Raw genomic sequence first — 26,186 nt, 5'->3', positions numbered from 1 at the left:
TCTTGAAAATTAATCATTCTAGGTGTTTTTTTAATTTTTTATCTTCTCATCACTTTGTTTCATTCCAATAACCGCGATTCAGCTTCCTTCAAACTCCTTAGTTACCAAAGACGCCCTTGCTTACGGATTAGCTCGTTTAATGAGTAAAATTGAATGAAAATATATCGATTCGAATCAACTGTCTATGCCTCTACTCCATCTATCTGTTTTTCTTCTTTCTCCCCTTTTTGTGGTTTCACCACAGATAAATACATGAAAAACAAGCTACCTATACCAATCCAAGTTAAAGTACCAATTCCAACTTCAAATGAGGACTTTCCAAAAAATAATAGATCTTTAAATCCCTCTACACTAAATCTAAATGGTACCCAAGAATACAGCCAATTTTGTGTAATATTAGGTAAAAGCTCTGGGGCCATCGTTAAGATCGGCATAGAGAAAAAGAATAAGAGTATTATAAGCGGGGCTGCTATAAAACCCATCCAATTTAATAAGGCATTTTGAATAAAGAAAAATGAGAGCCCTGTAAATAACATCAACATAAGCATTTCTCCACTGTTTGGAATACTGACATTTAATACTCCTTCAGTTATCCATAAAATGAGTCCAGAAATCGTAGTAACAAATATAATTCCCCCGATTAGTTGAGAAGATACAGATAAAAAGGTCGTTTTATTACTCAATTTCTTCAGTAGTAAATACAGAATCATAGAACTGATTAGTGTCGTTAACCACAAAATTTGTGTAAAAAATGCTGGTGTATTCCCATTTGCTGAGTTTGTTCCAACTGGGTTTACTTTTTCAGTTATGATATGAATGGGCTGCGCTAATGCTTTTGCTTGATCAACTGTAAGTTGTAATGGACCTTGCTCTACCTGTGTAAACAATTGATCTTGTATTTGTTGATTAAATGTAGTTAGAATTCCATTTGTAAATTGAGATGAAATCGTAGCTCCACTCATATTCATTCCTTCATTAATAAAAACAGTCACTTGTGGTTGGTTGGCATTTTCGGATAATAATGAAAAAACATCACGAGAGAAATTTTCAGGTAACACTATGGTTGCATAGTAGTTTTTCTCATTCATTTCTTGGGTAGCTTTATCCACATTATAGAGAAATGACCATTTAACCGATGAGTTATCAATTCCATTCATTTTTTCTTTTAATAATTCTCCAAAATTCATATTACTTCCATTAGGGAGCTGCATCCCTTCATCCTGCACGACAACTGCGATAGGAAGTCCTTCTGGCGTTGGATTCACCGTTGAACCCATAAAAGCAAACGTGAATATAAAAACAGCAATGATAGTGCCACCTAATCCGACCCAAAATAACTTCTGTCTAAAAAACAGTTTCATCATACATTCTCACTCCTTTAGAAACCCCTCCACTTTAAGAAAGGTTTACTTTTTTAAACATTTTGTTGATTAATTATCACCTTGTTGATTATACTGTCATTATATTAGAGAAATACAAAGACACACAATAATCAATGTCAACTGGTTTGTTATATAAACGACATAGATCCATTCATTGTTGTTTAATATACAAAAAATGATTGGAGGACTATGAAATGGGAAACAAAGTGGATCTTCGGATCACAAGAACAAGGAAATTAATTAGGGGCGCATTTTTAAAGTTGATCCAGCAAAAAGGCTTTGACAGTATCACAATCCAAAACATTGCAGATGAAGCAATGATAAACCGAGCAACATTTTATTTACATTATCAAGACAAGTATGATTTATTGGAACAAATGATGGATTCCGTTCTAAATGAACTTATGAATATCTATGATCCTAAAAACCATATTGAAAAAAAACAGATAAAAATCAAAAAAATACAAATGACCGTACAGAAGGTTTATGAAAATGTTGAAAAGCATCGTTCCTTTTATCAAGTCATGTTTGGTGAACACGGGATCTATGATTTTAGAAATAAGCTAGAGGATGTCATTGTCCGTAAATTTGAAGATAATTTAATTGAACTAGGAATGGACGATACGGATTTTAAAATTCCAAAAAAAATATATATTCATTTTGCTAGTTCCGCTTTTGTTGGTATGGTTGATTGGTGGTTAAAAGAGAAAGAATATCCTTCTCCAGAGGAAATGTCTTTCATGATGACTCAAATTATTTTAAAAGGACCTACGAGTGCTGCGGGGTTGGTAATTGATAATAATTTGTAAAATATTATGTATAAATTAATTCTTTCAAAACAATTAAACAAGGAGGGCTAGGGCAACCTCCTTGTTTTTTTATCATCTATAATAAATTCAATCAGTCTCTCCTACTATACAATATCATATCGTTTTCAACTCATGGTCTTTACTGTTTTCGAAAGTCATCCGTTAAAATTCCAGAAAAACCCCAATTTTCATCCTCAATTTCTTGGATTACAATATGCGTATGTTCTGGATTTTTACCGAGTACATTTACTAGCGTTTCCGTAAACTCTTTTACGATTTTAGCTTTTTGATCACGAGTAGCTCCTTTTGTTATTTGAAGATTTATGTATGGCATAACTTATATCCTCCTATTATTGAGTATAATAACACCAGTATTACATTGTAAGGGACTTATATTTTATATTAGCCGCTGAAACGATCAAGTTTTCACTTATTAAATATTCTCTATCTCTTTCCTAAGTAAATCAATAGGATACTTATAACCCATTGCTGGACCAGTCATCAGTTTACCCGTCCATTTATTAAGTTCAACTAAATTTATACTTTCACTTGGAAGGTGGTGTTCTATTTCCCAAGAAATATGGATATGAAAATCATTAATTTGTCCTAATATACTCCTATCATGAGTTTTTGTATACTTCACTTCAGCACAATTTTTCAAATATTGTTTAACTTTGAGAGGTGGCAACCCTTCTGCCAAAAATGTTTCTTCTATAGCAGATATGAAGATATCATCAAATTTTTTAAAATCATTTAATTTTAAACCGTACAATACTATGCAATATCGAGTTTTGTTGTTCATTAGAATTACACCTTTTCTCCTATCGAACATAAACAAATTAGCATGCCAATCGTAAAAAGATTCTCGATCATGAGTATAATCCTCTAGTTTTATTTTCATAGCATCAGCTAATTTTTTAGTACATTGAATAAGCATATTTTCACCTTCGATATATTCATTAAATTTATGAAATTTTTTAAAATCTGATTACTTTACTTTACTTTATTATTTTTATCTCTTTTGATTTTGCAATTACAGGTTTTATTTCATTTATTTCCCCATCTATAGTGTTGTACTAAAATACTCAATCTAATATCTCCTTAACTCTCCCCACAATACCACTTGTGAGCATAACCTTAATACCATGAGGATGAGTTGATGAATTTGTAAGTATTTTCGAAACTACACCTTCTGTTAATTTACCTGAACGCTGGTCTTGTTTTTGTACTACTTTAACTTTTGTACCTTGTTTAATGTTTTCCCGTTTCGTTCCAGACATTTTTGTTACTCCTTTAGCGAAAAGTGAACCCCCTTTGATTGTAAGAGGGTCTAAGAGGTTTGTTTATATCTATTTTTGGTTGTTTGTGAAAAACTAATCACATTATATGTTCTCTTTGTTGGGCTTTGAATTCTTTCCAATATTTAATAGTGCATCATAACTCATTTTTATCCATCCAAAATATATGAAGATATAAGTAGCGATCGAAACGATAATCAAAAGAAAAACTACTCCATAACTTGATGCATTTTCATTTATTGCTGATTCAATAAAAATAGCTATTGGTGATAAGATACTCAGCACTACTCCAACAATAACAGAAAGTGTATAGGTTGGATGGAATGAATCATTTTTGTTTTCAATAGACTTTCTTAAATGTGCCGGTAGTTTAAAACGTTTTTCTACTGACCTATATTTACCAAATGACATTCCCATTCCAGCATAGGTGAACATAGCAGTGGCTATTGCGAGTAGTAAAAATAAAGGAATGAGAAGCATATCATCAATATCTTCTGATAAACCAGTTATGAAGCCATCGGCTATTAATTGCGGTATTAAAATTAATTGAGCTACTCCTAGCAAACATAATAACACGCCAGTTCCAAAGAATATACTCCATTTTTTGTTTACTTTCAAATAATTATTCACTTCATCTTCTGTAAGGATTGGAAGTTCGTCTCTTTCAAGCTCAATGTCAAACTCTTTCATTAATTCATCAATATTTCCGAATTCTGAAATTACAATACCTATTGCTTCATTTTCTGACTTACCACTACTTTTCAGCTCATTGTATTTGTCTTCCATATTGGATAATAAATCTTCTTTTATGCTTTTGATTTGTTCTGTTTTTGGTAAAGTTGCAAACATATTATCTAAATAATTCATAATTGTTTCCATTTTAAAAATCCTCCTTAATAAATCGATTAATAACTTCCTTCGTTAATTCCCATTCTTTACACTTTTCCATATAGTAGTTTATCCCTGATTGGGTAATCCTGTAATACGTGCGCCTCTTACCATGCGTTTCTTCCTTAAAAAAAGATTCAATGTAGCCGTTTTTCATCAGACGATTGAAAGCAGAATATAAGGTTGTTTCCTTTATAATGTACTTTTCATCTGAAAATTCTTTGATGTTCTTTGATATTTCATACCCGTAAGAATCGTTGTCAAGTAACATAAATAGAATAATCGTATCGTTATATCCTCTAATAACATCACTGCTAATCAAATATATTCTCCTTTCGTTCATTACTTTTGTTGTTATGATTTTTAAAATTATAATTATAATCAAATTACTCCACCTGTAGTACTTTATCTGTCGTAGTAATTTTACTATATCATAATTACTACGACAGGTAAAGTACTTAGTTTTGAAAAATTGTGTTTAATGGTAAATAAAATAAGCCCTCAAAGCTTATGTTTGAGGACTTTATAAATACCTTACTAATTCTTGAGTGAAATTTATATCTGGTGGAAAAATTAAATTCAGTTAATTTACATATGATCTCATTACATTGGAGCAATAATGGTTAAGTTTATATGATACTATTTATCTAAATTATATTTCCATTCAAATTTGACCACACTCTAACTAAATCATACATTTCTAACTTCTATACAAAGTGTAATATTTATATTTTAAAAATAAAGGAGTGGTTATCGTGCTTTCTTTTATTCAGTCCGATGGTGAAAGCCAATTTGTCCTTTTTTCTCTTGAACACCTTTTTTCTTTATTCGTTGTTATTGTAATTATTTTGGGTATTTATTGGTACAGAAGCGATTTGCAGCGACCAATCCCTAACACAATATCTAGAGGTTTATTAATTATAGTTCTAATTGTCTCAGATATAAGTCTTCATGCTTGGCTTTGGTGGGTTGACGAATGGGGATTTCGAAATGCACTTCCACTTCATTTAAGTAGTATCTCTCTTTTACTAGCAGCTTTGTTACTTTGGTTCAAAAGTTATCGTCTTTTTGAGTTCACTTATTTTGTTGGAGTAGGCAGTGCACTTCAAGCCATGATTACTCCAGATATTAGTTTATATACCTTCCCACATTTTCGATATATTCAGTTCTTTATTGCTCATGGCGGAATTGTAGTTGCTAATTTATTTATGGTATTTGTAGAAGGTTTTCGACCTACCTGGAAATCTTTATGGAGAGCCTTTTTCTATCTAAATCTCTATACTTTATTCATATTTATTTTTAATATTATGATTGGTAGCAATTATATGTACGTCTCAAAAAAACCGATCAATCCTTCAATAATTGATTATTTAGGTCCATGGCCTTGGTATATCATACCACTAGAGATTATAGCTCTTGTTACGTTTTTTATATTGTATTTGCCTTTCTGGTTTACGGAGAAAAAGAAGCATATGCAAAAAAGTTAAAAAATATATCTACACGAAGAACAGTCATCACTTCCTCTAATTAGTCGTTTTTGCATCTATGTGTACAATCTCTATAAAGGAATGGCTATTGTTTGTATCTCTCCTGCACCGGGAGCAATCTCATATTTATTAAATAAAATATACAGTGTATTATTCTCAATATAAAATGCTTGATCTTCTCTTACAGATTGAAGAGTAAGTTCTCCTGTTGAAAATGTTGAATAGTTCTTTTTGTTGTAACTCATATACTGTAATATAAGATGATTCAATGAATTTACATCAAATATATCCGAAATACCCACTTGCTTACCTACTGGTTCATTGATTATATTCACAGACATCACTCTAGACATATCAGTAGCACCACCAATATAGGTTCTAATTGTAATAACAATAGAAACTAAATCTCCAGCTTCGATCAGTTTATAGTCCATATTTAGTACAGATTTGGAAACAGGTATATCATATTGCTTCATATCTTCTAAATACTCCGTAGCACTTAACTTGATTTCCATCATCTCTGCATTATAATAATCTGATATTTTTTTATTAATTTCATATTCAATTTGTTTGTCTATTAATCCATGAATTTCAGGTTTTACGATAGAGCTTCGTCTTCAGAAAATATAGCATTTTCTATTACAGTCACATCACTATTTGATGTGTCTAAGTTTATCTTAGTTTTTATTATGTTTTTACTTTTATTAAATATATTCTCTGAGTCATTTATTACATTTTGAAATGATTTGTCTTCTATTTCATCAATTTTTTCGATAGGTGGTATCTCAGATTCATTCATGAGGTGCGACTTCGATTTGATTCCCTCAACAACGTTGTTCAAGATTTCAATCCACGCACCTACATTAGGTACGACGAAATCTTTTTGTGTTCGGGTAAGAAAGCGTAAATTTCAATCCACACACCTACATTAGGTGCGACTTTTCAAATGTGTGTATGCTGCACTATGGAGTGAATTTCAATCCACGCACCTACATTAGGTGCGACATTTACTCCCCATCTTTTTCTCAATTTATATAATGATTTCAATCCACGCACCTACATTAGGTGCGACAATATTCTTTCATGTTTTGTTTTTTTAATTGGGAAATTTCAATCCACGCACCTACATTAGGTGCGACGTTTAACTTTGTATTATCTTTTACTTCAGGAAGGGATTTCAATCCACGCACCTACATTAGGTGCGACTAGCTTTCCTCGTAAATTCTTCAAGTGTCATTTTATTTCAATCCACGCACCTACATTAGGGGATTATTTATATATACTACACTAGGTTTAGGTCGTGTCATTTTATTTCAATCCACGCACCTACATTAGGTGCGACTGCCCAACATAAAACATAGAATTGTCTGCAACAGATTTCAATCCACGCACCTACATTAGGTGCGACCAGGAAAAGGAACTATATTGAACAGCTTACATGTATTTCAATCCACGCACCTACATTAGGTGCGACTAATACCTGGTGATGTGGTGGATGCTGCAGTTGAATTTCAATCCACGCACCTACATTAGGTGCGACCACCCCCTCAACAATGGCTTTAATTCGCTCATCTATTTCAATCCACGCACCTACATTAGGTGCGACATCAATGATGAAATGGATTATGAAGCTTTAGGTATTTCAATCCACGCACCTACATTAGGTGCGACTTTTCACTAACACCAAAAGCACTAGTACGAATGGATTTCAATCCACGCACCTACATTAGGTGCGACTGTGTCCTCTAACAAAATATCCTCTGCCCAATAAATTTCAATCCACGCACCTACATTAGGTGCGACTTCGATAGTCAAGTAGATTTAGCAGCATTACAAATTTCAATCCACGCACCTACATTAGGTGCGACAAGCTCAGGGCATGGGATGTTGAACATGAATCAATATTTCAATCCACGCACCTACATTAGGTGCGACCGAAGGTGTACGGAATGTAGTTCAAACTATTTAATATTTCAATCCACGCACCTACATTAGGTGCGACTTCCCATTCGTTGATGCTTCGCTTTTGTTGAGATTTCAATCCACGCACCTACATTAGGTGCGACGTGATTCAACGATCGTATCTGAGTTGCTATCAAAATTTCAATCCACGCACCTACATTAGGTGCGACAACGATGCATCTGAGCTTGAGTTCCAACCTATTTATTTCAATCCACGCACCTACATTAGGTGCGACTTCTTTAAACCCATCATAATCACACCCAAATTAAATTTCAATCCACGCACCTACATTAGGTGCGACTGTTCAGGTAAGAAAGCGTAAGATGTGGAGTCATATTTCAATCCACGCACCTACATTAGGTGCGACCACTTGGAACGGGCAATTACAATCTGCATTCGAAATTTCAATCCACGCACCTACATTAGGTGCGACACATGTATGAAGCCATTGTATGTCGGAGATAATATTTCAATCCACGCACCTACATTAGGTGCGACGACAAGGCTGTATTTATTTACTAGTATTTCAATTATTTCAATCCACGCACCTACATTAGGTGCGACAATAAACATATCTCGAAACAAATAAACCGCAAAGAATTTCAATCCACGCACCTACATTAGGTGCGACTTTAATGATGAAAATGAAGTAGAACTAACTTTAAATTTCAATCCACGCACCTACATTAGGTGCGACTGCGATTTTTAATAAAATAACTATATAACAATAGATTTTTGAATCAAAAACACATTATTCTTTTTAAAAATAAAGAATTCAATATAAAAATGATAAATTTTGTAAATATAATTTTAAAAAGTAAGTGCGAATGTCCCTAGAATTCTATGTTTGCTTCACATTCGCACTAAAAAATTAAAGGTTCTTCGATATCGATAGAATCCTTCACGCCTATATGTTCTACTTTAGTCTTATAATTTTTACCTAATCGATAAAACCTTAGACTATCATGTTTTTCATCTATAATATCAATAAGTTCTAATTTTAAAGAGGCAAATTGAGTAGTATCTACTATACACTCAAATACTGAGTTTTGAACTCGTTGACCATAATTTTGACATGCTTTAGATACTTTTCGTAACCTCGTTTGCCCTCCACTACTCACAGTGCTTACATCATAGGTAATTAACACTAACAATAGATACACCTACTTCCATAAAAAAGGTGGATACTCATCTAGATCATTTCGTAAATATCGAGCTAATAATAAAGCCTGTGCATGTGGTACTAGTCCCCAAGGTATCTTTTCACCAAGATAAGGATGTGTTATTTTATCTTGCTTTTTATTTTGCCAAGCTGTTAAAAACTTTTTCCTAGCCTCATCAGTCATGATAACAGCTCCATTTTCTTTTTTAATAAAGTCCTCGTTATTTATGACTTTTTTATTAATTAGTGACAAGACAAATTTATCTGCATAAACTCCTCGCAACTCTTCCATCACATCTAAAGCTAAGGACACTCTACCTGGTCGTTCTCTATGCAAAAATCCAACATATGAATCCAATCCAACACCTTCTAAAGCTGATGCCATATCGATTGCCAATAACGTATATGCAAATGATAACATCGCATTCACATTATCTAATGGAGGTCTTCGTGACCGAAAGTGAAAGAAAAAGTCCTCTTTTTGCTGTAATATCATTTGGTTAAAGAGCTTATTATAACTGACCGATGCTTGCCCTTCTAAACCTCGTAATCTTTCTAAATCCTCACAGTTTCTTACATCAAGAATGATAGATGATAAATGACTAGAAATTTCTTTAAATTTAGCGACATCTACCCGCAGTGGATAATCCCTAGTCATTCTTTCAATGATCCACTTATTATTGTATATTTTTCCGACAATAAAATTCCGAGCTACTTTTGCTGACATATCTTTTGTATCTGATAATCGATATTGTTTTTTTCTTAGAACTACATTCCCCTTACTTTGTCCAATAACTCGTGCAAGAAATCTACCACTCTTAGTTAAAAATACAATCGAAATATTTCTCTCTGCACAATAACCCATAAGTGCTGGACTTGCACCTGTGTAACCAAAAGATACAACTGATTCTAAGTTATGTAGTGGTAACCTGCCTAACCGTTCCTTTTCTTTTAATAGAACAATATTATCTCCATCTAATGATAAGTAAACATCTGGTCGAGTAATAAACAAGGTATTCAATAGTTTTTTCATTCATTAATCTTCCCTTCGATGTATCTTTTTACAGATTGCTTATTCATTAATTTAGGTAAACAAATGTTTTGAAGGGAACAGTTTTTGCAGAATGATCCTGTCTTTACTTTAGGTGTACGTTTTCGATTGAAATAATCATACATTTCTGCAAAGATGGATCTAACTTTATTTTTATGCTCTATAGTAATCGGTACTTCCATTCTATGTTTTATCTCATTATAAAACATATATCCAATGTCAATCTCACAAATCAGCATTTCCTCTAGACACATCGCTTGGGCAGTTAATTGCAAGATATCCGAATCATTCTTTTTAGGTTTTCCACGTTTATATTCTATTGGATATGCAACAAATTTTCCCTCAACACCATCTATTTCTATACCATTTTTATCTTTGATAAATTCTACTACGTCACAAATCCCTGTTATCTTTAATTCGCTAGATTTTACTGGCATCGCACGAACTATAAGTTTATCACCACGTTTTTCCTTAGTAAATGGTTGATCTGCCTTTTGATGAAGATGCTGTCCTTCAATCGTTCTAACATTTTCTTCCCACTGTTGTTCAATATGGATCAGCGCCCATTGTCGTTTACAAAACTGAAAATGTTGAATACCAGATAACATCAAAAAGCTGTCTTCTTCACTAAAGCCCATCTATAATCTCAACTTTTAAATTATCTAATTCACCTAGCTCTATAGCGTAATCTTTAAACTCCTTTGGTTCTGGTTTATGTTTCTTTATATCTAATAAACGATGCACTTTAGCTGAGGAATATTGACCCAATTTTGAATTATGTTCCCACCAAAAAACTTTATGCACTTCCATGCTCCCATCTGGTCTAGCAGCTGAAGTATCATTTTCAAACAATGTTACTAGCGCTTTTTTTATCTTTTGTGCATCTTCATTTGTGAATCTAGTTTTTTCTGCTAGTTGTGTATTGATGCTTCCGTGAAAGATATAGACACCAAAATCTGCACGATGTTTCATCCCCATTGTATCTGAACCTTTCTCTTTGCCAGGCTCAGAATTCACACTTTTGGTAATTTGCATACTCGTAATATCAATGGGATCTACACTTGTTGCAGTATGAATTGAAACAGGTCCTCTAACACCAACAGATACTCCTGTTCCTTTACCTGTTCCTTTAAATGCAAAAACTTGTCCAAAACTCCGTACATCAATCCACTGTTCACATGCAATCGCTGCAAACTCATCACTTGAGCTGTTCTTAGATTTTAATATTTCCTGTAGTGCTATATTGCCTTCAGCACGCTCTCTTAAACTTTTAAAATCATCAATTTTACGATCATTAGATTGAACAAAGATAGATTCCCCTTCATCTTGTAAGCGATTTCTGATTTTTCGTTTTAAACTAACATCTGATATTTCTCCATGCCCATCATAGTTTTGTCTTGGTCGATTTCCATTTAATGGATCACCATTCGGATTGGCTTTAGTTACAGATAATACAACTGCAAAATCAATTTTATGATCTAATATTGTCATTTTCACTACTCCTTTTTATTGTTTATTTTCATTAATATTAGTATCTTTTTTCTTTTTTTTAAACAATTCATGTCGTTGACTACCGAAACCTAATAAATATTTACCTGATAATGGTTCATTATTGAATTCATCAAATTTAAATTTAGAAAGGACTTCATCCATCACATCAGATAAGTCATTCGCTCTTTTTCCCAACCTAGCCTGATATGGTAACAAGCTTGCATAAATAGTTTTCCAAGTTCTTTCTGGATACCTTGAAAAAGAATTCATATAACGAGTAGCGTTACTAGAACGTGTGTCTTCTTTGTCCAGAGCCCGTCTTTCCAAAACATCTGCAACCGCTAATAAGCGGCCGAATAAATAACTGCGATCATTAATTTCAATATCTAATGCCACCTTATAACCCTCCTGTTTATTTATTAAAGAGCATGTAATGCTTAGTGTTTTTTCCCATTCCCATTCTTCCATCGAAACTGGATATGAAGCACGTTGAATGGCACTTCTGACAATATCCAAAGGGATTTTTCGACCATCAATAATGCAAGGAAGCATACGCTCCATTAGTCCTTTTACAACTTTTTCATTCGCTTTTGGTCCATAGGCTGCAAAAGCTATATCTTTCGTTGCTGGAGAACCAAAAAATTGAGTTTGTTTACCCTTGTCATTTTTTCGATATCGATGGCTCCAAGCACAGGTTGCATGCCATTTTTTGAGTCCATCTATATAATCTTCAATATTCATGTTTCGATAGTACAGTACTGCTAAACGACCTGTTGTAGCAGAATCAAGAACTAATATATTCACATTAGCCTTGGATGATAGATTGCTTTTATATCCATCCAAGGCTTTTGCTACTTCATTCGCATATTCCTCGTTCGTAAATGATGATCTTTCTTGTTGTTGATTTGTCTGCGTTTTAGATAATACATCAAACGCATCTTGTATAGGATCAACAATCTCAGTACTTTCGTTGCCCCACACTAAAAACACACGATTATCAATGGTTTTCCCTTGACGATTAATCAACCATTTCAGGGCATTATGTGCTTTTTGAGAAACTTCATAACTAATATTTGCGGCTTCATTTCCTTTATCAAACCGACCTCTAAACGTAAATCCACTACTGTCATTTGCTGATATTAGCTTTGCTTTATCAGCAGCATTTCGTATTTTGTTTGAGTGCTTATCTGTACTAGGTAAATTTTCACCTGTCACATAGCAAATATCTTGTTCACCTAACAAGTAGCGATAGTATTGAATGAAAGATTCATATATAGCTTTATCCTTCCATACAGCCTTTTTAGTTTCCTGATGTGAACGAACATTAAATCGAATAAATGCACTTTCTTGTCCACCTGTTACAGTTGAAAAGATAAGTGGCTTATCACCATACAAAATATCATATTTTTTCTTATCCCAAGTTCCAATCAACTGTCCATGAGCATCTAAAAACAATTTTCGATCCCCTACTAAATCCTTAATTAATCTTCTCTTGCTTAAATATATATAAATACTTTTCACTTCATCTGTGGCATAAGATGATTCTGTCCACTCTTTTAATTGTTTTATATAATATGTAAAAGGTTCTTCTTTTTTTATTTTACCTCCATATGCTACAAAATCCCCCGCTACATAACTTAACTTATCATGTAGAGGATAAGGAGCAATTTTCGAACCTGCTCTGTTTGCTGCATCTTCCGTACACGGAATTAAAGTGCTCGCATCCTGTTTGTCAATGATTTCTGCTGAATGAAATCCACCTGTTTCTGTGATTTGAACCTCGATATGCGCATTCTGTGTGGTGTGAGAAATAGGAAGCAGCGTATATTCCTGACCATTCTGTCTCTTTCTTATGTTTCCTACTTGGTCTTCATTTAATTGATAGGTTTCATATAGGTTTAATAACCAACTCATCTATTGACCTCCTATTCTAAATGTTCTAAAAGTTCATCTGCAGATTGTAGATTTTCAGGGTTGAAGGATTTAGGTTCCATATTCTTGATTTTTCGAACTTGTATGCACTGGTCAGGTCTAATAAACTTAATGACACCGTCTTTCATTACGGGGTTCCATAATCGCACTTCCATTTCGTTTCTCCCTGTTTCATCAGGGTAGTTAATCCCATGAACCATAGTGCCAAAATGAATATCTCCGTCATATGTGTCATAAAATCCTTCCCCTTTGCCAAATGCACAAGGTTCTACATAAGCTTGACACTCTCTCGTTCCTAAAAATATATCTCTTCGTCCTCCTGCTTTTAGCGCCCGTTTCATAATGTTATGATGCTTGTGTTCGTTTCGATCATATGCCAATTCTGTTCGATGTGGATTGAAAATAAAGTGTGCTTTCACCTGGTATTTTACATCTTTTAAATAGGTGTAGTTCGCTAATGTATTTCCTCCACCATAATCAATAGGACGAATTCCTTTTGATTCCATTCGAATGGGTTTCATAATACGTACTGAATCTATTACTATTAACAAGGTTGGTTTCCAGTAAATGGATTCGACAATTCCTTTTAAGGCTTGGTAGGTCGGTATTTGATAGGAGAGTTTCTCCCCTCCCATTTTAGTCAAGGGATCCGTAAATAGAGCATAGTCACCATAAACCTCAAATTCTATACTATTCCTCATAACCTCACTCCTTTCTTTCTTATATTACCAATATTTTTATGTTACTCTATATTACAATTAACATCAATATTTAACAATTTTGTTCTAATTAAGCTATAATTTGCTATCCCTAATATGAGTGAAGATCGAATAATACACTTATACCGATTTATAAGATAAGAAAATCTTAATAGTCAAGAAGTCCAAATCTACTATCATTTTTTACATTAAGTCCGAATTCACCGTCATAAGCAGCTTCTTTTAAAACTAAAATCTTGCCATCTAAACAACTTTCTAATCCCTTGTTTTGAACTAATTGTTCATATTCATTCGGATATAGATTGATGGTATATTGCTGAGCATTCCGTAATAATATTGTAAAATCTTGAATAGAGTGATTACTGTTTAATTCCGCAATGATATCTTTCCCTTCATCTTTATCATCACCATAAGGTACAATTATAGAAGTGGCAACTTCTTCAATCACATGAAAATGTTTTGCCGCCGTTTTATAGCTATTTACTGAAATTAATGGAAAGGCTTGCTTCGTATTTTCACGAAAGGCTTTATGATAACTATTGTTATTTCTAGTTTCCATCAATAATTCTGTCATGTTTCTTTTTAATTTTTTTACAAAATAATATAAATTGGTCTCTAATTCGATATAAAACTCTTTAAAATACTTCTTCATTGCCAGTCTTGACAAAATATGCCCACCATAACTAGTACGATCTTGTTTTAAGTCTTTTAGAATTTCACTTGATATTTTTTTACCCTTTTGTATTTCTTTTAAGTGAGCTAGATTCTCCTCTTCATGATCAATTACATAAGCATATTGAAAATCCTCTTTCCCATGACGATTACATCTGCCTGCTGCCTGAGCAATAGAATCTAATCCAGCTAACGAACGAACCACACAATCAAAACTTATGTCTACCCCTGCTTCAATCAACGGGGTGCTAATACATATAATAGGCTGAGTGGCTTCAAGCCGGTCCCTCACCTCGTTTAAAATTTCTTTACGATGTGCACCACACATTGAAGTACTCAGATGGTAAATTGGAATCCCGCTTATTTTCTCATTCAAGAGATTGTATAAATCTTTCACAACCGCTTTCGTATTTAATATCACTAATACACTTTGAACTTGTTCCATTTGCTCTTCAATAAATTCGTAGAGTTTGTCATTGTTAAATGTTTCATTCGTTGCCCTGTCAATGATTTCTACTCGTTTAAATGCTTCTACAACATGATCCAACTGTTTGATGATTTCTGGCTTCTTGTTAATATCCAAATGATGTTTTACAAAATCTAAAGCAGGTTGAGTAGCTGTGCAAAGAATAATACTCGAATGACAGTAGTTTTTTAAAAAATTTAAAGACTCATTAAATAATGAGATACAAGAAATAGGTACTTTCTGAACTTCGTCAAATATAATAACCGCTTCAGATAGGTTGTGGAGTCGTCTAATATTCCTCGTTCCTTTTGCATAAAAAACATCAAGAAACTGAACCATTGTAGTGAATATTATCGGTGAATCCCAATTGTCTTTGGCTAAACTTAACTTTTCCTGCAAACTCATAGTCCCATCTTCGTTCTCATCATCGTCAATCTCATGCTCTACCACATTTGAATGGTGCTCTAAAATATTCCTAGAATCATCTAATATATCTCGAATTTCCTTTGCATTTTGTTCAATGATCGTTGTATAGGGTACGACATAAATAATACGCTTCTTGTTGTGTATTATAGCGTGTTTTAATGCATATCTTAAACTTGCTAATGTTTTCCCACCACCTGTTGGGATAGATAATGTATATATTCCGGATTCATGTTCAGCGAATTGTTCGCACTGATCTGACATATTCGTTCTTAAAACGTTAATAGGTTTAGTAGCATCTGGATCATTTTTAAATGAATTAAGTTTGTCCATGAGCCTTGTATAATATAGTTCAAACAACTCCTGATGGTTTTGTTTCGTCTCGTCTATTTTATTTTCTTCAAATAATCTTGTGTTAGTCCTGTCAGCATCAATTAAAGCACTAAAGATAAATTTTGTTAAAAACATAAGTTTTTTCTCGAAAATTTCATCTGAATTCTTTTCATTAAACTGTTTAAGTTCTTCAACCGCCTTATTGACATACTCATGAAAATCCGCTTCACTCATAACATAGTTAAAAAAGTATTGTTTAGTTTTATCAAAATCAATTATCTTTTTATCTCGGACTCTTTTTAAATAATCTGATTCTAAATTTGGACTCAAAAAGTCTTGAAGATATGAATGATGTGATATGATGGCATTACCTACGATTTCAGCTACTATCATTTTAAAAAGAAGAAGATCTATTTCTTGATCGTTTTTTTGATCAGTATGAAAAAGATTGTATAGTAATTTGCCTCCCGCAGTGGAATGATCTACACTTCCTTTTTTAGGTGGTGCATCAAGATTTTTTATGGCTTCTAGTATGTAATTTCTAAACTCATCCGTATATTTTCCTAAATCATGAAGTAATCCTGCAAGACCTGCCAAATGTTTTACACCTATCTTCGCTCCAAATGATTCAGCTAGCTCTTTTACTTCTAATAAGTGTTCTTTTACAGTTTGTATATGTTTATCGCTTTCACGAATATGCGCGATATAATGCATTTGAATTAATTCCTCCCTATAAATGTATTAATTTTAAATATACTAATATGAATCTTCCATATTCATTTTTCATTAAAAATTATTTTGTATAATATGATAAACATTTACACTGGAAACTTTCTTATAGCTTATATAGAAATAGAAAACAGAAGATACAATTGTGATCCTTCTGTTTTAAGAGTCATATTTGACTTAATTTCTATATAATTTTTCTTATCATATGCTTTCTTTACATTCGCACTTACTTTTTCAGATATGAAAAAGCTGAAAACTTTAAGTAAAACAACAATAAATAAAATGCTAAATCATTTCAGTTAATTCATGTGTTTAAAACTAAAGGTGTAACACACTCCACATGCACAGTATGTGGAAACATATCCACAGGCTGAACCTGCTCCGTCCGAAACCCACCATCCTCCAAAATCCGCAAATCCCGTGCCAGTGTAGCTGAATCACAAGAAACATAAACAACCCGCTTCGGTTTCATCGCAATAATTGTCTGCAACAATGTTTCATCGCACCCCTTACGAGGTGGATCAACAACAATCATATCCGCTTCAATTCCTGTCTCTTTCCACTTCGGTATCACTTCTTCCGCTTTACCTACTACAAACTCAACATTACTCATTCCGTTCAACTCAGCATTGATTTTGGCATCTTCTATCGCTTCTTTTACAATCTCAACACCATAAACCTTTTTAGCTTTCTGAGCCAAGAATAATGAGATGGTTCCAATACCACAATAAGCATCAATCACGGTTTCTTCTCCTGTGAGTCCAGCATACTCCAATGCTTTTTCGTAAAGTATTTTCGTTTGAACTGGATTCACCTGATAAAAGGAACGTGCTGAAATGGCAAACTTCACATCTCCGATATAATCATAAATAACTTCTTTCCCCCACAGGGTTTTCGTTTGATCGCCAAAAATAACATTCGTTTTCTTCATGTTGATGTTTTGACAAATACTTACCACTTGACTGAATTTATCACGTATTTGGTTTATGAATTCCTCTTCTTTTGGGATTCGTTCTCCATTAGTCACCAATACAACCATAAGCTCATTGGTATGAAAAGCGATTTTCACCACAACGTGTCTAAGTAATCCTTTATGAGTTACTTCATCGTAAGCTGATATCCCTAACTGTTGCGCGATGTTTTTCACTTCACGAATGACATTATTATTAAGATCATGTTGAATCAAACATGTATCCATATCGATAATTCTGTGACTACCTTGCGCGTAAAAACCCCCCACTAAACCACCTTCATGCTCACCAATGGGAACCTGTGCTTTATTCCGATAGTTCCATGGCTCGTCCATTCCAAGAGTAGGTAGGACGGTGATTCCAGTACCTTGGGAGTTCGCTACCTCTAGCTTCCCAATCCTCTCAAGATTAGCCATCACACGCTGTCTCTTCCATTCTAACTGTGCAGAATAATCCATATGCTGCAACTGACAACCTCCACACTGATTGTAAATATCACAAGGAGGTTCTGTTCTACTTTCACTTTTTTCAACTATTTCTAATAGTTTTCCGTATCCGTAATTTTTCTTAACTTTAATGACCTTAGCTTTTACTCTTTCACCAGGAAGTGCGCCCTTAATAAAAAGGGTATAACCGTTAATTCGGCCTACCCCTTCTCCGCTATGACCTATGCCTATAATTTCTATCGTTACTTCCATGTTTTTTGTAACAGGTGGATTCTTTGTTGTACTCATGGTTTATGGATCACTCCAATTTAATCGTTATATGTCGTCTTACCTGACTCGTCAATAAATATTGGGATATGTGATGGTATTAAGGAAAAGGTTTTAGGTAATGTGCCACCGTACTCCCCATCTAAATTAATTTGTGTATAATCAGAGGATGAAATTTGAAGATGGTTTGATTTAAAATGGATAACATGTGGATCATTCACATGTGCTCCTTTTAAAGTTAAGGTTACGATTCTTATGAATTCAGCTAAATTACATTTTTTCAAAATAAAAATATCAAATAAACCATCACTTAAACTTGCTGTAGGTGCAATTTTCTCCATCCCACCTACGGAGTTACTATTTGCAATAAGAAAAATCATGACCTTTTCTTCTTCTAATGTAATTTCTTTAGATTTGAGTGACAGACGAATTGGTCGAAATTGAGGAAGTTTTTCTAATCCCTTCATATAATAAGCTAATTGCCCTAACATCGTTTTTAGCTTACTAGGAACCTCGTAGGTCAACTCTGTTAATGAGCCTCCACCTGCAATGTTTATAAAATATTCATTATTCACTTTTCCTATATCAATCAACTCTGTGTATTGTTTTAAAATAATATCACACGCTCTTGACCAGTTCTTTGGAATACCTAGTGCTCTGGCAAAATCATTTGTAGTTCCTAAAGGGAGTATGCCTAACTTTGGACGGTAAGGTTGATTTGCCAAACCGTTGACAACCTCATTTAAAGTTCCGTCTCCGCCAGCAGCAATAACAACATCAAATTCTCTTTTGACTGCTTCTTCTGCTGCTTTAGCGGCATCCCCTTTTCCTTTTGTTTCATGCGTAGAGGTTTCAAAACCGCCACTTTCTAATTTTTTCAAAACCTCAGGCAGCCTTTTTTTCATTTCTTCTCTACCTGAAGAAGGATTATATATTAATCTTGCTCTTTTAACCATCAATTCCACCTACTTTTAAAGTGCGTGAGCTACTATGCTTATGCCTTATTTTTCTAATTATAACTTAATTACATGAAAAAGCATAACACTCAACAGGTGTAAGTTATAATGATCGTCTTAAGGTTATTACTTCGCATTTGCTTCTATGATATTTGTTCTTTATTCGGTAGTCATTAAAGAGACTTGTTGTTCAATCCATTGGGAAATTTTTTTATCAGGTAAGATCGGTTTACCGTTGTACAAATAATTAAAGTCTTTTAAACGACTAGGAATCACTTCATTCGTAAAATACCCTTCACTTAAAAACAAAGGCACAATAATGATCTTATGTTCAGGATACTTTTTATTCAATACCTTCATTTTACTTGCCACTTGATTCGGCAATAACATCGCTGATTCTGATCCAGCAAAATTCCCTATCAGTTGTACCCGCCTAGCTAATGAATCTAACCCACTTCTCCATTTGGCATAAAATCCTTTTTCCTTTGATCCATGTCCAACTAAACAAATCACTTCCTGCTGTGGGTTATCCGATAAATCACTTATTCTTTCATACAAAATATTTGCGATAATAGGATCATCATCTACAGGTACACCTAAATGAATATTTGCTTTGATATCCATTGGTTCCATGTCCGTTTCTAATGTTGGTTTTGAAGTCATCCTTAAGGCATAACTGATTTCATCCAAGTGCGTACTTCCTGACGAAACAAATAAAGGGATAACGATGATATCCGTTATCCCTTTAGCCTCTAATCGGTATATTCCATCTTGAATGAGTCGATTTTCTACTAGTTCTAAAAAAGAAGATTCCTTTGGTATGGAATTTGGTAATTGAACCTCATCAACAGCTTGGTCAACTAAACGGACCCAATTTTCATTTCTAGAGCCGTGGCTTATAACTAGTAATCCATACTTCATATGTCTCCTCCTGATGGACACTCTTTCATTACTTTTTGATACGTTCCAACGCCATTTTATAACCATCATTTCCGTAATTCAAACATCTTTTCACTCTGGAAATTGTAGCTGTGCTTGCCCCTGTTTCCGCTTCGATCTGATTGTAAGTACTTCCTTTTCTCAGCATACGAGCCACTTCTAGTCGTTGTGATAGCGATTGAATTTCGTTGACGGTACATAAATCATCAAAGAAAACATAACATTCCTCAATATCTTCTAAAGATAAAATGGCTTCAAATAGTTGTTCTATGGATTTATCATTAAATTTCTTTAATTGCATCTTTAATTCATCCCCTATGTACATCTTTTTCTTCTATTTTATCATATCATACTTTAAGTGACTAATGCATTCAAACGTTCAATTACATATACTTTACAGAATAGAATGGAATACGATAAATAAAAGGGCACTAAAATTGAATAATTACATCCACAACAATTCGTCCATGAACGGGGAACAAGATGAACTTTTTGGGGTTCAGCAAGTGTAGACTTTTACATGAGCGTAATATAGGCTCAGATCATTCATGAACTGGCCGATCTACCTTTGGGGATCACTTCGTGATCCCTACTTAATACCAGTCACATTCTTAAGCTGGCAAAAGGGTGCTAATGTACCTCGACTAAACACATCCACATCCATGTGGACAACGTCGACATCAGCAAATCCTTTGCCGAAAAGTTCCCTTTTCAGCACCAAGAAGTTTGTTCGAACATGAAGAAGCTGGAGCGGAATGTAGATTGTTACATGAGCACCGGACTTCAAATGTGAGGGCAAAATTCGATGTCGTGTTACTGCAAAGTTCTCACTTCGTGATCAAAAGGGTACTTTTTAAATTTCCTCTAAATTTTTTTTTGTAAACCGTGACAATCGTCCATACGTCACGAATGCCTACTACATATTGTATAACAAAATCATAAGTAGGTAACCTTAATAAAATTTTGTCATTCTCTTTTTAAGGATACCTATAAAAAAGGATTGTGGGCAAATTGAGAAGACATAATCAATATCGTAGACCAGTGACACATGCAACTCCACCAAATAACGGTTATTATAAAGCGGGTATTAGAAATGAAACGGATGCAGGTCAGATCCCAGCGAATACAAATTACCCTCCCGCTGTCCCATACAATGGAGCACAAACCCCATTTAACAACGGAGCACAGGCGGCGCCGTTCAATGAGACACGAGATCTAAATCTTCCTGTTCAATCATCAACACCTACAGGAGGAGGAAGTAACCCATTAGCCAATTTACCCATTGGTGATATTAGAGCGATGGTTGATAAATTAGGTGGAGTTGAAGGAATCTTTAATACGATTAATAAAATGAATGGTTTTATGAAACAACTTCAACAGTTTTCCCCTATGCTTAAGCTACTTTTGGGCTCTTTCGGAAAAGGAGCGGCAGCAGCTACTGCTGCAGAAGCAGCACTCTTAGAGGATAGAAGTAGGAGAAGAAGAAGACGAAGAAAAAGAAGAAAATCCGGCTCTTCAAGAAGGAAATCATCTAATCTTAAACGATCAAGTTCAAAATCAAAAAATAGAAAAAGAAGAGCAAAAAGATAATGGAATTTTTGTTTAGAACGTATGGAGAACCAAACACCTCTATACGTTCTTTTCTATAATTAACTTAAGTAAATCCGATTCAAGGATGTGATTGTTTTTATAATTTATTATCGGAAGAAAACCTTCCTGACTCACAAAAATCTGATCTTCTGAAAAGTAGTTACCCAGTTGTTTCTTCACTCGTAAATATGCAGAAGGATCATACCATTCTTCTATTTTTTCTTTTTCATAAATCTGTTGAATTCCTAATCTTTTTGTCCTTTTCCCCTGGGTTCCATCGCCCATGAAATAATCATCAATACAGACACGAGATACAACTGATGACAATTTTTCTGCAAATGATTCTGAACTCGGCAGTACAGGTGAAATTGCTGCTTGTATTGGTACTCCAGCTTCTTTTAAATCTTTCAAAGCTTTAAACCTTGCTGCAATTGGAGGTGCACTTGGAGTAAATAATTTACGCATTTCATCTAAGTCTGTTTCTGTCGTCATACTAATGAGTATACGATCTTTTAATTGTTTAAAATATTGTATATCCCTTGTCACTAGAGGGCTTCTAGTTTGCACAAACAAAAAATCAGGTTGTATCTCAACCATAACTTCTAAAAGTGAACGAGTAATGAAATGATTTGCTTCTGCTGGTTGATAAGGGTCTGTACTGGACGACATGAAAATATGAACAGGTCCTTTATTTTTAGCTTTCGTTAGTTCTTTTTTAAGTAAATCAGAAGCTCCTTTTTTCACATCCACCCAAGTCCCCCATTCTTCACCTTTAAATTTCGCTATTGGCATTTCTCGGACATAACAGTATTTACAAGAGAAGGAACAACCTGCATAAGGATTTAAAGTATGGGTATAACCTTTTAAATAACCTGACGCTTTTGTTAATATTTGTTTTGGCACTTTGATATGCAACTCCATGAAATACCCACCTACTCAAATTATAAATAATACCTTATACACATAAATATAACGTTAGATGAAGAATCAACTCCACCTAACGTTTAGGTGTTTAAGGTTTGACTAATTAAATATCATTCATTTTATGTCATATTATCTTAAGGTAATATCTCCAGATGAAGCTCTTGCTTCTATGTTATATTCTCCAGAACCAATTTTCCCAATTGCTCTTGAATCAGATTTCTTGTCAAATAAATAACCATCTCTTTTTACATCAACATCTCCTGAGTAGGTTTTAAAATCAATTGCTAGAGATTCATTTGTTTCTTCTAGGTCAATTGTGATATCTCCACTAGTCGTAGTTGCTTTTATATCCCCTTTAAGCTCATCGTTGTATATTGTTATATTACCACTTGATGTTTCTATATTTGATGTTTTTACTTCACTATTTGTGAATTCAATCTTACCACTTGACACTTCCATTGTTAATGAGTTTGCGGTTATGTTTTCGGACTTGATGTCACCACTTGACGATCCTATGGAGATATTAGAAGATACGTTTCCATCCTGTACCCCAACATTTCCAGATGCCGAATATAACTTTACATTATTCCCCTGTAATCCTTCAATCTCAACATCCCCAGAGCTTGTGGATAAAATTAGCTCTTTTGCTTGTAATTCTTTAGCTTCTATGTCTCCCGAGGATAAATCTACTTTAAATGAATCATATAGTTTTTGTGGAATTTCTAAATATAGATCAACCTTAATTATTGAAAATCCTACAGTAAAAAGAACCGATTTTTGTTTTAATTCAATTTGTAAAGTGTCTCCCATTTCTTTTAAATTCAAAGAGAATACATCTTCATATCGCTTGCTAGCTTCACCACTTAATCTAACCTTGATTTCATCTTTAACTGTTGGTACAACGATTACATCTGTTGAACCCGTTTTAATATAAATATTATTATATGTTTCTCCAGATACTATTCTTTCCTCAAAAATATCAATCGTTTTAAAAACACTTTGTCTGAAATTTGCTAGTATCCCTTTGTATTTATTTCCATTTGGTTTATCTTCATTTTTGGTCACTCTATAGTCAGATAATAAATCCTTAGCAATGACTTTTGGATCTCCAAGCTCTCTAACAAGCTCTTCTTCAGATTTTCCATTCGCTAACCCGATATCAAAATGCTCCAAAAAATCATACAAAATTTCACGTCTGTCTGCTTCATGTACATCTTTTAATAAAAATTCTAATTGTTTCAAAAATTCATTTTTATTCATTTTAATATCCCCTCTATAAAATCATTAATTACATTTGAAAATTGGTTCCATTCCTCAACTAACAAATTCATCTATTTTGTACCATATTTAGTTATAACGTAAGGTTTAACTAATAAAATTCCATTTATTATTATTTTAAAGTAATATCTCCAGATGAAGCTCTTGCTTCTATATTATATTTTCCAGAACCCATTTTCCCGATTGCTCGCGAATCAGATTTCTCCTCAAATAAATACCCTTCTCTTCTAATATCCACGTCTCCCGAAGAGGTTTTAAAATCAAGTATTAATGATTCATTTTCTTGTTCCAAATCAATTGTGATATCACCACTCGTTGTTTTGGCTTTTATATCTCCTTTAAGCTCATCATTATATATGGTTATATTACCACTTGATGTTTGTAAGTTTGATGTTTTTACTGTATTATTGGTAAATTCAATATTACCACTAGTTACTTCCATAGTAAGTATATTAGTGATTATATTTTCTGCGTCAATGTCACCGCTTGATGTTTCGATTAATATATTTGAAGATATGACTCCATTTTTAGCTGAGATATTTCCAGAAGTAGCAGTTAACTCAACATCATTTGCATTTAATTCTTCAATTTTAACGTCTCCTGAGCTCGTAGATAATATAAGGCCATTTGCTTGTAATTGTGCAACTTCAATATCTCCAGAAGTTACATCAACTTTAAATGAGTCATATAGTTTTTGAGGAATTTCTACTTGTAGATCTACGTTATTAATGACAAACCCTACATTAAAAAAAATATTCTTTTCTTTTAACTCGATTTGTAACGTATCTCCCATTTCTTTCAATACCAAGTCATATACCTCTTCATATCGACTGCTTACTTCACCACTTAACATAACTCTTAACTCTTCTTTGTCTGTTGGTATAACATTCACATCTACTGAACTCGTATCAATTTCAATATTTTTATATTGATTACCCGATGCTATTTTTTCTTCAAAAATATCAACCGTTTCAAACGCACCGTCTATAAAAACGAATGCCCCTACAGCTCCTACAATGATTAAAATGATACCTAAGAAAGCAAATTTTTTCATTTTATTTTCCTCCCTTAATTGTTTTAATGTTAAATTTAATATAACGAAGTGTTACATTATACAAGAATTTACCTGTATGAATCATACCAATGCTCATTAAAATCCCTAAGCCACATAACATAATCGATGCAAAAAAGTTCAATTCAATATTTGCATAACCGTTAAACATAACATTTGGAATTAATAACAAAGGAGAAATCGTGAGTACAACTGCAGTGATACACAATGCTAAATACACTCCAAATATTCCGATGACAGGTCCGACGATAAATACGATATTAAAGAAACTTAAACTGAAAGTTGCTAATATTGCTTTATACATGTTCCCGATTGATTTATCTTTTTCTGCCTTAGTCACTCTATAATCAGCCAATAAATCCTTTGCAATGACTTTTGGATCTCCAAGCTCTCTAACAAGCTCTTCTTCAGATTTTCCATTCGATAATCCGATATCAAAATGTTCTAAAAAATCATACAAAATTTCATTTTTATCTGATTCATACACATCTTTTAATAAAAATTCTAATTGATTCAAAAAATCATTTTTACTCAATTTAATACCTCCTCTATAAAATCATTCACGGCATTTGAAAATTGATGCCACTCCTCAACTAACAAATTCATATATGTCTTACCATGTTCTGTTAAAGCGTAATATTTTCTCGCAGGTCCTTCTGATGATTCTGCTAAATAAGTAGATAAATATTCTTCTTTTGTTAATCTTCTTAAAAGAGGGTATAACGTTCCATCGGCAACTTCAATTTTTCGTGAAATATTTTGAGCTAACTCATAACCGTATTGATCCTTTTTAGAAATCAGAACCAGAACACATAATTCCAGCACTCCTTTTTTAAATTGAACGTTCATGCCCCCACCTCCTTCATTTATATTCACTATTGATTAATGTATAGTAGTTGTTCAAAAAAATTTCCTGTAATTTATTATGTATATGATAC

General features: G+C 33.6%; 27 protein-coding genes and 1 CRISPR repeat array. Of the genes, 3 read left to right on the top strand and 24 right to left on the bottom strand.

The genetic code is table 11. The features are described from left to right. Positions 1 to 182 precede the first annotated feature (182 nt). Positions 183 to 1,364, bottom strand: coding sequence for a YhgE/Pip domain-containing protein (locus EPK97_RS14805; RefSeq protein ID WP_162037405.1), 1,182 nt, complete (start codon positions 1,362 to 1,364; stop codon positions 183 to 185). Positions 1,365 to 1,576: 212 nt separating this feature from the next. On the opposite strand from EPK97_RS14805, the gene EPK97_RS14800 reads away from it, so the two are divergent. Then, positions 1,577 to 2,191, top strand: a complete 615-nt coding sequence (locus tag EPK97_RS14800; protein ID WP_162037404.1) for a TetR/AcrR family transcriptional regulator — start codon at positions 1,577 to 1,579, stop codon at positions 2,189 to 2,191. A gap of 139 nt (positions 2,192 to 2,330) precedes the next feature. On the opposite strand, the gene EPK97_RS14795 is transcribed toward EPK97_RS14800, so the two are convergent. The 5 genes from EPK97_RS14795 to EPK97_RS14775 all read right to left on the bottom strand — a co-directional run bounded on the left by EPK97_RS14795 (position 2,331) and on the right by EPK97_RS14775 (position 4,699). Next, positions 2,331 to 2,525, bottom strand: a complete 195-nt coding sequence (locus EPK97_RS14795; RefSeq protein ID WP_162037403.1) for a tautomerase family protein — start codon at positions 2,523 to 2,525, stop codon at positions 2,331 to 2,333. A 99-nt stretch (positions 2,526 to 2,624) separates the two neighbouring features. Beyond that, on the bottom strand, positions 2,625 to 3,128 hold the full coding sequence (locus EPK97_RS14790; RefSeq protein WP_162037402.1) for a DUF6933 domain-containing protein: 504 nt from the start codon (positions 3,126 to 3,128) through the stop codon (positions 2,625 to 2,627). Between the two features lie 148 nt (positions 3,129 to 3,276). Next, positions 3,277 to 3,471: a YwbE family protein gene (locus EPK97_RS14785; RefSeq protein WP_162037401.1), complete on the bottom strand. Its 195-nt coding sequence runs from the start codon at positions 3,469 to 3,471 to the stop codon at positions 3,277 to 3,279. A 102-nt stretch (positions 3,472 to 3,573) separates the two neighbouring features. Further along, positions 3,574 to 4,368, bottom strand: a complete 795-nt coding sequence (locus EPK97_RS14780; RefSeq protein WP_162037400.1) for a permease prefix domain 1-containing protein — start codon at positions 4,366 to 4,368, stop codon at positions 3,574 to 3,576. A gap of 1 nt (position 4,369) precedes the next feature. After that, positions 4,370 to 4,699: a PadR family transcriptional regulator gene (locus tag EPK97_RS14775; RefSeq protein ID WP_162037501.1), complete on the bottom strand. Its 330-nt coding sequence runs from the start codon at positions 4,697 to 4,699 to the stop codon at positions 4,370 to 4,372. A gap of 433 nt (positions 4,700 to 5,132) precedes the next feature. Between EPK97_RS14775 and EPK97_RS14770 the strand changes: the two genes are divergently transcribed. Continuing rightward, the gene (locus EPK97_RS14770) at positions 5,133 to 5,864 is read left to right on the top strand and encodes a TMEM164-related integral membrane acyltransferase (RefSeq protein ID WP_162037399.1); all 732 of its coding nucleotides are present in this window, start codon (positions 5,133 to 5,135) and stop codon (positions 5,862 to 5,864) included. Between the two features lie 71 nt (positions 5,865 to 5,935). On the opposite strand, the gene EPK97_RS22440 is transcribed toward EPK97_RS14770, so the two are convergent. The 13 genes from EPK97_RS22440 to EPK97_RS14700 form a co-directional block, all read right to left on the bottom strand. Beyond that, positions 5,936 to 6,418: an RsiV family protein gene (locus EPK97_RS22440; protein WP_338075716.1), complete on the bottom strand. Its 483-nt coding sequence runs from the start codon at positions 6,416 to 6,418 to the stop codon at positions 5,936 to 5,938. 44 nt (positions 6,419 to 6,462) lie between these two features. After that, complete coding sequence (locus tag EPK97_RS14760; RefSeq protein ID WP_162037397.1) at positions 6,463 to 6,705, bottom strand: hypothetical protein; 243 nt, start codon at positions 6,703 to 6,705, stop codon at positions 6,463 to 6,465. 1 nt (position 6,706) lies between these two features. After that, positions 6,707 to 8,524: a CRISPR direct-repeat array (repeat unit 32 nt; unit sequence ATTTCAATCCACGCACCTACATTAGGTGCGAC). Positions 8,525 to 8,690: 166 nt separating this feature from the next. Then, positions 8,691 to 8,981: a CRISPR-associated endonuclease Cas2 gene (gene cas2 / locus EPK97_RS14750; protein WP_162037396.1), complete on the bottom strand. Its 291-nt coding sequence runs from the start codon at positions 8,979 to 8,981 to the stop codon at positions 8,691 to 8,693. A 9-nt stretch (positions 8,982 to 8,990) separates the two neighbouring features. After that, on the bottom strand, positions 8,991 to 10,022 hold the full coding sequence (gene cas1c / locus EPK97_RS14745) for a type I-C CRISPR-associated endonuclease Cas1c (protein ID WP_162037395.1): 1,032 nt from the start codon (positions 10,020 to 10,022) through the stop codon (positions 8,991 to 8,993). Then, positions 10,019 to 10,678 (bottom strand): CRISPR-associated protein Cas4, encoded by a 660-nt coding sequence (gene cas4 / locus EPK97_RS14740; protein WP_162037394.1) that lies wholly within the window; start codon positions 10,676 to 10,678, stop codon positions 10,019 to 10,021. Before cas4 ends, cas1c begins: the two co-directional genes overlap by 4 nt. Further along, complete coding sequence (gene cas7c, locus EPK97_RS14735) at positions 10,668 to 11,531, bottom strand: type I-C CRISPR-associated protein Cas7/Csd2 (protein ID WP_162037393.1); 864 nt, start codon at positions 11,529 to 11,531, stop codon at positions 10,668 to 10,670. The genes cas4 and cas7c overlap by 11 nt, the downstream gene beginning before the upstream one ends. Positions 11,532 to 11,546: 15 nt before the next feature. Next, entirely contained in the window at positions 11,547 to 13,445 is a 1,899-nt protein-coding gene (gene cas8c / locus EPK97_RS14730) for a type I-C CRISPR-associated protein Cas8c/Csd1 (RefSeq protein WP_162037392.1), read from the bottom strand. A gap of 11 nt (positions 13,446 to 13,456) precedes the next feature. Beyond that, entirely contained in the window at positions 13,457 to 14,164 is a 708-nt protein-coding gene (gene cas5c, locus EPK97_RS14725; RefSeq protein WP_162037391.1) for a type I-C CRISPR-associated protein Cas5c, read from the bottom strand. A gap of 166 nt (positions 14,165 to 14,330) precedes the next feature. Then, on the bottom strand, positions 14,331 to 16,790 hold the full coding sequence (gene cas3 / locus EPK97_RS14720) for a CRISPR-associated helicase Cas3' (RefSeq protein WP_162037390.1): 2,460 nt from the start codon (positions 16,788 to 16,790) through the stop codon (positions 14,331 to 14,333). 319 nt (positions 16,791 to 17,109) lie between these two features. Beyond that, positions 17,110 to 18,510 (bottom strand): 23S rRNA (uracil(1939)-C(5))-methyltransferase RlmD, encoded by a 1,401-nt coding sequence (gene rlmD / locus EPK97_RS14715; protein ID WP_162037389.1) that lies wholly within the window; start codon positions 18,508 to 18,510, stop codon positions 17,110 to 17,112. A 20-nt stretch (positions 18,511 to 18,530) separates the two neighbouring features. After that, the gene (locus EPK97_RS14710; RefSeq protein WP_162037388.1) at positions 18,531 to 19,445 is read right to left on the bottom strand and encodes a diacylglycerol kinase; all 915 of its coding nucleotides are present in this window, start codon (positions 19,443 to 19,445) and stop codon (positions 18,531 to 18,533) included. A 159-nt stretch (positions 19,446 to 19,604) separates the two neighbouring features. After that, entirely contained in the window at positions 19,605 to 20,366 is a 762-nt protein-coding gene (locus tag EPK97_RS14705) for a sirohydrochlorin chelatase (RefSeq protein WP_162037387.1), read from the bottom strand. A 28-nt stretch (positions 20,367 to 20,394) separates the two neighbouring features. Further along, positions 20,395 to 20,685, bottom strand: a complete 291-nt coding sequence (locus tag EPK97_RS14700) for a YerC/YecD family TrpR-related protein (RefSeq protein ID WP_162037386.1) — start codon at positions 20,683 to 20,685, stop codon at positions 20,395 to 20,397. A gap of 710 nt (positions 20,686 to 21,395) precedes the next feature. On the opposite strand from EPK97_RS14700, the gene EPK97_RS14695 reads away from it, so the two are divergent. Then, complete coding sequence (locus EPK97_RS14695; RefSeq protein ID WP_162037385.1) at positions 21,396 to 21,974, top strand: hypothetical protein; 579 nt, start codon at positions 21,396 to 21,398, stop codon at positions 21,972 to 21,974. A 39-nt stretch (positions 21,975 to 22,013) separates the two neighbouring features. Here EPK97_RS14695 and EPK97_RS14690 read toward each other — a convergent pair whose 3' ends face one another. The 5 genes from EPK97_RS14690 to EPK97_RS14670 all read right to left on the bottom strand — a co-directional run bounded on the left by EPK97_RS14690 (position 22,014) and on the right by EPK97_RS14670 (position 26,097). After that, positions 22,014 to 22,895, bottom strand: coding sequence for an SPL family radical SAM protein (locus tag EPK97_RS14690; RefSeq protein ID WP_162037384.1), 882 nt, complete (start codon positions 22,893 to 22,895; stop codon positions 22,014 to 22,016). A 132-nt stretch (positions 22,896 to 23,027) separates the two neighbouring features. After that, positions 23,028 to 24,158 carry a DUF4097 family beta strand repeat-containing protein gene (locus EPK97_RS14685; RefSeq protein WP_162037383.1) on the bottom strand — a complete coding sequence of 377 codons (1,131 nt, stop codon included), beginning with the start codon at positions 24,156 to 24,158 and terminating at the stop codon, positions 23,028 to 23,030. A 130-nt stretch (positions 24,159 to 24,288) separates the two neighbouring features. Then, positions 24,289 to 25,230, bottom strand: a complete 942-nt coding sequence (locus EPK97_RS14680; protein ID WP_162037382.1) for a DUF4097 family beta strand repeat-containing protein — start codon at positions 25,228 to 25,230, stop codon at positions 24,289 to 24,291. Position 25,231: 1 nt separating this feature from the next. Further along, complete coding sequence (locus EPK97_RS14675; protein WP_162037381.1) at positions 25,232 to 25,783, bottom strand: DUF1700 domain-containing protein; 552 nt, start codon at positions 25,781 to 25,783, stop codon at positions 25,232 to 25,234. Beyond that, positions 25,780 to 26,097 carry a PadR family transcriptional regulator gene (locus EPK97_RS14670; protein ID WP_162037380.1) on the bottom strand — a complete coding sequence of 106 codons (318 nt, stop codon included), beginning with the start codon at positions 26,095 to 26,097 and terminating at the stop codon, positions 25,780 to 25,782. Before EPK97_RS14670 ends, EPK97_RS14675 begins: the two co-directional genes overlap by 4 nt. Positions 26,098 to 26,186: the final 89 nt, after the last annotated feature.

This window comes from Chengkuizengella sediminis (assembly GCF_010078385.1).
GTDB lineage: Bacteria > Bacillota > Bacilli > Paenibacillales > KCTC-33759 > Chengkuizengella > Chengkuizengella sediminis.
Note: the sequence above shows the minus strand (reverse complement) of the source record. Positions and strands in the feature narration are given on the sequence as shown.

Coding starts and splice junctions, on each gene's coding strand:
- EPK97_RS14805 (WP_162037405.1), bottom strand. CDS start 1,364: ATGATGAAACTGTTTTTTAGACAGAAGTTATTTTGGGTCGGATTAGGT.
- EPK97_RS14800 (WP_162037404.1), top strand. CDS start 1,577: ATGGGAAACAAAGTGGATCTTCGGATCACAAGAACAAGGAAATTAATT.
- EPK97_RS14795 (WP_162037403.1), bottom strand. CDS start 2,525: ATGCCATACATAAATCTTCAAATAACAAAAGGAGCTACTCGTGATCAA.
- EPK97_RS14790 (WP_162037402.1), bottom strand. CDS start 3,128: ATGCTTATTCAATGTACTAAAAAATTAGCTGATGCTATGAAAATAAAA.
- EPK97_RS14785 (WP_162037401.1), bottom strand. CDS start 3,471: ATGTCTGGAACGAAACGGGAAAACATTAAACAAGGTACAAAAGTTAAA.
- EPK97_RS14780 (WP_162037400.1), bottom strand. CDS start 4,368: ATGGAAACAATTATGAATTATTTAGATAATATGTTTGCAACTTTACCA.
- cas1c (WP_162037395.1), bottom strand. CDS start 10,022: ATGAAAAAACTATTGAATACCTTGTTTATTACTCGACCAGATGTTTAC.
- cas4 (WP_162037394.1), bottom strand. CDS start 10,678: ATGGGCTTTAGTGAAGAAGACAGCTTTTTGATGTTATCTGGTATTCAA.
- cas7c (WP_162037393.1), bottom strand. CDS start 11,531: ATGACAATATTAGATCATAAAATTGATTTTGCAGTTGTATTATCTGTA.
- cas8c (WP_162037392.1), bottom strand. CDS start 13,445: ATGAGTTGGTTATTAAACCTATATGAAACCTATCAATTAAATGAAGAC.
- cas5c (WP_162037391.1), bottom strand. CDS start 14,164: ATGAGGAATAGTATAGAATTTGAGGTTTATGGTGACTATGCTCTATTT.
- cas3 (WP_162037390.1), bottom strand. CDS start 16,790: ATGCATTATATCGCGCATATTCGTGAAAGCGATAAACATATACAAACT.
- rlmD (WP_162037389.1), bottom strand. CDS start 18,510: ATGAGTACAACAAAGAATCCACCTGTTACAAAAAACATGGAAGTAACG.
- EPK97_RS14710 (WP_162037388.1), bottom strand. CDS start 19,445: ATGGTTAAAAGAGCAAGATTAATATATAATCCTTCTTCAGGTAGAGAA.
- EPK97_RS14705 (WP_162037387.1), bottom strand. CDS start 20,366: ATGAAGTATGGATTACTAGTTATAAGCCACGGCTCTAGAAATGAAAAT.
- EPK97_RS14700 (WP_162037386.1), bottom strand. CDS start 20,685: ATGCAATTAAAGAAATTTAATGATAAATCCATAGAACAACTATTTGAA.
- EPK97_RS14690 (WP_162037384.1), bottom strand. CDS start 22,895: ATGGAGTTGCATATCAAAGTGCCAAAACAAATATTAACAAAAGCGTCA.
- EPK97_RS14685 (WP_162037383.1), bottom strand. CDS start 24,158: ATGAATAAAAATGAATTTTTGAAACAATTAGAATTTTTATTAAAAGAT.
- EPK97_RS14680 (WP_162037382.1), bottom strand. CDS start 25,230: ATGAAAAAATTTGCTTTCTTAGGTATCATTTTAATCATTGTAGGAGCT.
- EPK97_RS14670 (WP_162037380.1), bottom strand. CDS start 26,097: ATGAACGTTCAATTTAAAAAAGGAGTGCTGGAATTATGTGTTCTGGTT.